Here is a 7,701-nt window from a genome sequence, read left to right on the forward strand (position 1 = left end):
TGTCCAGGATCCGCAGCACCACCGCGTGCCCGTACCCGCCGCCGGGCCACCCGCAAGGCCGCCGCCGGGTTCAGCGCGCCCGAGCCGCGCACCCGGGACGAGGCCGGCCGGCGGCCCGCGCGCCCCGCCGTCGCCGTGTTCCAGGCGCCGGTGTTCACCGAGCCGATGTTCCAGACCCCGGAGCGCGCCGCCGCCGCTGCCGCCGCCGAGGCGGCCGAGGCCGAGAGCGTGCCCGTCGTGGAGAGCGCCCCCGCCGTGGAGGAGGAGACCGGCCCGCGCCGCCGTCGCCGCCGCCGCGCCGCCGACGAGCAGCCCGTCGAGACCCCGCAGGCCCCGCAGGCCCCGACGAGCACGGAGTCCGTGGAGGACGCCGAGGCCGATGAGGCGCACGAGCCGGAGGACGCCGAGGGCACCGAGCACGAGGACTCCGGCGAGCGCCAGGGCCGCCGTCGCCGCCGGGGCGGCCGTCGCCGCCGTCGCGGTGACGCCGCGGACGCGTACGCCGTCGAGGCGGATGACGAGGAGACGGGCGCCGGGCACACCGGCGGCGCCCTCGCCGCCGAGCAGGCGGAGCAGGCCGAGCAGGACGCCGAGGACACCGCCGAGCAGGACGCCGAGGACGCGGCGGAGGCCGAGGAGGCCGACGAGGTGGCCGGGGCCGCGGGGAACGGCTCCAGCAGCAGCCGTCGCCGCCGTCGCCGTCGCCGCCGCGCCGGGGACGCCGTCGAGACCGAGCCGGGCGACAGCGACCCGGAGCGCACGGTCGTCAAGGTGCGCGAGCCCCGCAAGAAGGGCGCCGACGACGGCGCGCCGAGCGACGAGGTGCAGTCCATCAAGGGCTCGACCCGTCTTGAGGCCAAGAAGCAGCGCCGCCGCGAGGGCCGCGAGCAGGGCCGCCGCCGGGTGCCGATCATCACGGAGGCCGAGTTCCTGGCCCGCCGCGAGGCCGTCAACCGCGAGATGATCGTCCGCCAGAACGGCGACCGTACGCAGATCGGCGTCCTGGAGGACGGCGTGCTCGTCGAGCACTACGTCAACAAGGAGCAGTCGACGTCGTACGTCGGCAACGTCTACCTGGGCAAGGTGCAGAACGTCCTGCCGTCGATGGAGGCCGCCTTCATCGACATCGGCAAGGGCCGCAACGCCGTCCTGTACGCGGGCGAGGTGAACTTCGAGGCGCTCGGCATGGCCAACGGCCCGCGCCGCATCGAGTCCGCCCTGAAGTCCGGCCAGTCGGTCCTCGTGCAGGTCACCAAGGACCCGATCGGCCACAAGGGCGCCCGCCTGACCAGCCAGGTCTCGCTGCCCGGCCGCTACCTGGTGTACGTGCCCGAGGGCTCGATGACCGGCATCAGCCGCAAGCTGCCCGACACCGAGCGCTCGCGCCTGAAGACCATCCTCAAGAAGATCGTCCCCGAGGACGCGGGCGTCATCGTGCGCACCGCCGCCGAGGGTGCGAGCGAGGACGAGCTGCGCCGCGACGTCGAGCGGCTCCAGGAGCAGTGGGAGGACATCCTCAGGAAGTCGAAGATGTCCACGACCAGCTCGCCGAGCCTGCTGTACGGCGAGCCGGACATGACCGTCCGCGTGGTCCGCGACATCTTCAACGAGGACTTCTCGAAGGTCATCATCAGCGGCGACGAGGCGTGGCAGACCATCCACGGCTACGTCTCGCACGTCGCGCCCGACCTCGCCGACCGGCTCCAGCGGTGGACGTCCGAGGTGGACGTCTTCGCGACGTACCGGATCGACGAGCAGCTCGCCAAGGCGCTCGACCGCAAGGTCTGGCTGCCGAGCGGTGGCTCGCTGGTGATCGACAAGACCGAAGCGATGGTCGTGATCGACGTCAACACCGGCAAGTTCACCGGTCAGGGCGGCAACCTCGAAGAGACCGTGACCAGGAACAACCTGGAGGCGGCCGAGGAGATCGTGCGCCAGCTGCGGCTGCGCGACCTGGGCGGCATCGTCGTCATCGACTTCATCGACATGGTGCTCGAGTCCAACCGGGACCTGGTCCTGCGGCGGATGCTGGAGTGCCTGGGCCGGGACCGTACGAAGCACCAGGTCGCCGAGGTGACCTCGCTCGGCCTCGTGCAGATGACCCGCAAGCGCGTCGGGCAGGGCCTCCTGGAGTCCTTCTCCGAGACCTGCGTCCACTGCAACGGCCGCGGTGTCATCGTGCACATGGACCAGGCGACCTCCACCGGTGGCGGCGGCAAGCGCAAGAAGCGCGGCCGCGGCGGCGCGGAGCACACGCACGAGTCCCCGGCCGTCGAGTCCGGCGTCGCGGAGGCCGCGGAGCCCGAGGCCGAGACGGCGGCCGAGGTCGCGGCGGAGACGGCCGAGCCGGTGGCGCTGCCGGAGCCGGAGTTCGCGCCGGACGAGGAGCTGTACGGCAGCGCGGCGGAGGCCGAGGCGGCCGCGTCCCGGGGCCGTTCGCGGCGCCGTGCCACGCGCCGCGCGTCGGCCCCGGCGGGTGCGCCGCAGCCGGAGCGGGCCGAGGAGGCCGCCCAGGCCGAGGCCCCGGCCCCGGTCGAGCAGCCTGAGTCCGGGAAGAAGGCGAAGCGGTCCAGGTCCCGTACGGCCAGGGCGGAGGCCGCGCAGGCCGAGTCGGCGCAGGCCGCACCCGCCGCCGTGGAGGAGCCCGCGCGGGCGGAGGCCGCCGAGGCGGAGCAGGCCCCGGCCGCACCCGCCGATGAGGCCCCGGTGGCGGCGGCCGAGCCCGCGGCCCCGGTCGTGGACGACGCCGCGCCCAAGGGGCGCCAGCGGCGCCGCGCGACCCGTAAGGCATCGGCTCCGGCCGGTTCGCCGAAGGCCGCGGGCGACGCCGAGGTCATCGTCACGGAGCCGGTCAGGCAGCCGGAGCAGGCCGAGCCGGAGCGGCAGCCCGAGCCGGTCGCCGCCGCGGAGCCGGTGGCCGAGCCCGCCGCCGAGGCCGCGCCGGAGCCGGTGCCCGCCGAGGCCCCGGCCCGGCCGCGCCGCCGCGCCGTCCGCAAGGCGACCGCGCCGACCGCGCCCGTGGAGGCGGCCGTGGTGGTCCTCCCGGCCGCGGACAAGGCCGGGAAGACCGACCAGGCCGAGAAGCCCGGGGCCGGGAAGGCGACCGAGGCCGAGCAGGCCGGGGACGCCGTCACGGCGGAGGCGACCGCCGAGGCCGCCGCGCCGGTGCAGCCGGAGCAGCCCGCCGAGGCGCCGTCCGAGGCCGTCGAGGCCCCGGAGGCCGCCGACGAGGCCAAGCCCGCCAGGAAGACGGCCGCTCGCAAGACGGCCAAGAAGGCCCCCGCCAAGAAGACCGCCACGAAGAAGACGGCGGCCAAGAAGGCGACGGCCAAGAAGACGGCGGCCAAGTCCACGGCGGACGACTCCACGACGGACGAGTCCACGGCGGACGAGTCCACGGCGGTCAAGAAGACGGCGGCCAAGAAGGCGCCGGCGAAGAAGGCGGCGGCCAAGAAGACGGCCGCGAAGAAGACGACGGCCAAGAAGACGGCGGCGAAGAAGACCACCGCCAAGAAGACCGCGGCGGCGGAGCAGTCGTCGCCCGCCGTCTCGGCCGACGCAGGCTGACCGACAGGTCACCCGCCCCCGAGGCCGAACGCCTCACGTGCCCCCGCCCGGCGACCCGCCGGGTGGGGGCACGGCCGTTTCCGGCCCTTGTCTCACCCATCCGTCGTCGATCCGCCCGTTTCCCGCGTACGTGGGGCCTCGGTCCGATACCTGTAGGACTCATCGGGTCCGTTGGGCAAGGGGAGGGGATGGACATGGCGGAGGCACGCGCGCGCGGGACACGGCTGAGGGGCACGGGGCGGCACCGGGCGGTACGGCCTGCCAGGGGCGGACGCCGCGCCGTGGCCCTGGCGACGGTCCTGTCCGCCGCCACCGGCCTGCCGACCGCGTCGGCCGCCACCGCCGCGCCCGGGGCGCCGCCCGTCTGGCCCGAGGGGCCGGTGTTCAACGACCCGCTGGGCACCGTCGACCAGCAGCACGCCATCCGCACCCGGATCATCGGGCTGATCGACGCGGCCGTGAAGGGCTCCACCATCAAGGTCGCGGTCTACCACGTGTGGGAGGCGCCCGTGGTGGAGGCGCTCGTCGGCGCCCACCGGCGCGGGGTCGACGTACAGATCGTGCTCGACTCGACCAGCAGGACGGACCGCCCCGAGAACACCGCGTACGCCACGCTCGTGCGCGAGCTGGGCACCGACCGGTCCGAGCCGTCCTTCGTCACGCTCTGCCCGTCGAACAAGTCGTGCCTGGGCGACCCCCGGTACGGAAAATCGATCATGCACAGCAAGTTCTGGCTGTTCTCGCAGGTCGAGGGCGCCCGGGACGTCGTCGTGCAGACCACGTCGAACGCGACCCCGTCCGCGCACACCAAGTTCTTCAACGACGCCCTGCTGCTGCCGGACAACCCGACGATGTACGACGCCTTCGCCGAGTACTTCGCCGACATGGCGGGCAAGGACTGGCGGGCCTGGGACTACCGCACGGTGAGCAGCGGCCGGTACAAGGCGTACTTCTTCCCGCGCGACGGCACGGTGAACGAGACCGACACCATGTACTCGGTCCTGAACAACGTGTCATGCACCTATAGGGACGCGAACGGCGTCCGGCGCGGCACCAGGGTCCGGGCCGCCATCTTCAAGATCACGCGCCAGCGGATCGCCGACAAGCTGGTCGCCCTGAAGAAGGCGGGCTGCTCCGTCGACCTGGTCTACGCCGAGACGGACAGCGCCCGCAGCCAGCACGGCAGGCCCGGCACCTGGGAGACCCTGCACCAGGCCGGCGGGCCCGCGCTGCGCTGCTTCAACGACGACCGGGACCCGCTCAGGCCCGGCCACAAGCTCACGACGCCGTACATCGTCCACAACAAGTACGTCCTCATCGACGGCGTGTACGACGGCAGGCGCGACAAGGTCGCCTTCACCGGCTCGCAGAACTCCACCGCGCCCGCGCTGCGCGAGAACGACGAGTCGATCGTGAAGGTCGACGACGACGCGGTGCACGACACGTACCGCACGCACTTCGACCGGGTGAAGAAGGCGGCCTGGCCGGGGAACGAGGACGGGACGGACCTGTGCCGGGGTGTGAAGCCGCTGCCGCAGGACGGCGAGAGGCCCGCCCGGTGAGGCGCCGGGCGGGCCCGGTTTGACCCGTCCGGGTGGGGCCCGTAACCTTGACCGTCGGCGTGTCCATAGGTGCGCCCACTCCCGTAAACCTCTTCCTCCTGGTTTTTTCCGTGTTCTTCGACGGGCCCGCGAGATTCCAGGAGAGGCCGTCCGCGCGTGTGTGCCGGGCGGCTGGACTGCGGGGGTTCCGTTCCGAGCGAGAGAGAGATCCGCGTGTACGCCATCGTGCGCAGCGGTGGTCGCCAGCACAAGGTTGCTGTCGGCGACATCGTTGAGGTTGACAAGATTTCCACTGCCAAGGTTGGCGACACGGTCGAGCTCTCGACCCTGCTCGTTGTCGACGGCGAGTCCGTGACCAGCGACCCGTGGGTCCTGGCCGGGATCAAGGTCACGGCCGAGGTCGTTGACCACCACAAGGGCCAGAAGATCGACATTCTGCGCTACAAGAACAAGACCGGCTACCGCCGCCGCCAGGGTCACCGTCAGCAGTACACGGCGATCAAGGTCACCGGCATCCCGACGGCCGCGAAGTAAGGGACTGAGGAGAGATGGCACACAAGAAGGGCGCATCGTCCACCCGGAACGGTCGCGACTCCAACGCTCAGCGGCTCGGCGTGAAGCGCTTCGGCGGTCAGGTCGTCAACGCCGGTGAGATCCTGGTCCGCCAGCGCGGCACCCACTTCCACCCGGGCTCGGGCGTCGGCCGCGGCAAGGACGACACCCTGTTCGCCCTGGACGCCGGCGCGGTGGAGTTCGGTACCCACCGCGGCCGCAAGGTCGTGAACATCGTCCCGGTCGCCTGAGCGGCACTCCGACCGGTACGCCCCCGGCCTGAGGCCGGGGGATCCCCAGCGAGGCGGACCTCACTTCCCTGTCGGGGAAGCAGGTCCGCCTTTCGCGTGTTAGTCAAGAGACATTCCCGTACGCCCCCAAGCTTCGGCCGGGGGGACCCCCAGGAGGCACTGAACCATGACCACCTTCGTGGACCGCGTCGAGCTGCACGTCGCCGCGGGTAGCGGGGGCCACGGCTGTGCCTCCGTCCACCGTGAGAAGTTCAAGCCGCTCGGCGGCCCGGACGGCGGCAACGGCGGCCGGGGCGGTGACGTGATCCTGGTCGTCGACCAGTCGGTCACGACGCTGCTCGACTACCACCACAGCCCGCACCGCAAGGCCACCAACGGCAAGCCCGGCGAGGGCGGCAACCGCTCCGGCAAGGACGGCCAGGACCTGGTCCTGCCCGTGCCGGACGGCACCGTCGTCCTGGACAAGCGGGGCAACGTCCTCGCGGACCTGGTCGGGCACGGCACCTCGTACGTCGCCGCGCAGGGCGGCCGCGGCGGCCTCGGCAACGCGGCGCTGGCCTCCGCCCGCCGCAAGGCCCCCGGCTTCGCGCTGCTCGGCGAGCCCGGTGACGCGAGCGACGTCGTCCTGGAGCTCAAGACGGTCGCCGACGTGGCCCTGGTGGGCTACCCGAGCGCGGGCAAGTCGTCCCTGATCTCGGTCCTGTCCGCCGCCAAGCCCAAGATCGCGGACTACCCGTTCACGACGCTGGTGCCGAACCTCGGCGTCGTCACCGCCGGCTCCACCGTCTACACCATCGCCGACGTGCCCGGCCTCATCCCCGGCGCCAGCCAGGGCAAGGGCCTCGGCCTGGAGTTCCTGCGCCACGTCGAGCGGTGCAGCGTGCTCGTGCACGTCCTGGACACCGCGACGCTGGAGTCCGACCGCGACCCGGTCTCCGACCTGGACGTCATCGAGGCCGAGCTGCGCAACTACGGCGCGGGCCTGGAGAACCGGCCGCGCCTCGTCGTCCTGAACAAGGTCGACATCCCCGACGGCCAGGACCTCGCCGACATGGTGCGGCCCGACCTGGAGGCGCGCGGCTACCGCGTCTTCGAGGTCTCCGCCGTGGCCCACAAGGGCCTCAAGGAGCTGTCGTACGCCCTCGCCGAGTTCGTCGCCGAGGCGCGGGCCGCCAAGCCGAAGGAAGAGGCCACGCGCATCGTCATCCGGCCGAAGGCCGTCGACGACACGGGCTTCACGGTCACCCGCGAGGACGAGGACGGCGAGGCCCTGTACCGCGTCCGCGGTGAGAAGCCGGAGCGCTGGGTGCGCCAGACCGACTTCAACAACGACGAGGCCGTCGGCTACCTCGCCGACCGGCTCAACCGCCTCGGCGTCGAGGACGCGCTGATGAAGGCGGGCGCCCGCGCCGGCGACGGCGTGGCCATCGGCCCCGAGGAGAACGCCGTCGTCTTCGACTGGGAGCCGTCCCTGTCCGCGGGCGCCGAGATGCTCGGCCGCCGCGGCGAGGACCACCGCTTCGAGGCGCCGCGCCCCGCGGCGCCGCGGCGCCGGGACCGCGACGCGGAGCGCGACGAGGCCGAGCAGGCCTTCGACGACTTCAAGCCGTTCTAGCCCGCCGGGTGGGCGCGGCCCACGGCGGCGCCCACCCGCCACGCGGCCGAAGGGGCCCCCGCGGCGGTAGCAGCGCGGCCCCACGGGCCAAAAATCGCCGGAGCCTCGCGGGGTGAGGCCCCGCCCAAACCCCCAACCACGAACCACCCCCCCC

General features: G+C 73.0%; 5 protein-coding genes. All 5 read left to right on the plus strand.

All coding sequences use genetic code 11. The annotated features are described in order from the left end of the window. Positions 1-3,567: Rne/Rng family ribonuclease (locus QK440_RS40230; RefSeq protein WP_282798225.1), on the plus strand; the 3,567-nt coding region annotated here is incomplete at its 5' end. Positions 3,568-3,848: 281 nt separating this feature from the next. Continuing rightward, complete coding sequence (locus QK440_RS40235) at positions 3,849-5,129, plus strand: phospholipase D-like domain-containing protein (protein WP_282798226.1); 1,281 nt, start codon at positions 3,849-3,851, stop codon at positions 5,127-5,129. A 213-nt stretch (positions 5,130-5,342) separates the two neighbouring features. Next, positions 5,343-5,663 carry a 50S ribosomal protein L21 gene (rplU, locus tag QK440_RS40240; protein ID WP_030673925.1) on the plus strand — a complete coding sequence of 107 codons (321 nt, stop codon included), beginning with the start codon at positions 5,343-5,345 and terminating at the stop codon, positions 5,661-5,663. A gap of 14 nt (positions 5,664-5,677) precedes the next feature. Then, positions 5,678-5,932, plus strand: a complete 255-nt coding sequence (gene rpmA / locus QK440_RS40245) for a 50S ribosomal protein L27 (RefSeq protein WP_010986870.1) — start codon at positions 5,678-5,680, stop codon at positions 5,930-5,932. Between the two features lie 166 nt (positions 5,933-6,098). Beyond that, positions 6,099-7,547 (plus strand): GTPase ObgE, encoded by a 1,449-nt coding sequence (gene obgE / locus QK440_RS40250; RefSeq protein WP_282798227.1) that lies wholly within the window; start codon positions 6,099-6,101, stop codon positions 7,545-7,547. The last annotated feature ends 154 nt before the right edge of the window (positions 7,548-7,701 follow it).

It is taken from the genome of Streptomyces sp. CC224B (assembly GCF_030010595.1).
Classification (GTDB): Bacteria; Actinomycetota; Actinomycetes; order Streptomycetales; family Streptomycetaceae; genus Streptomyces; species Streptomyces longispororuber.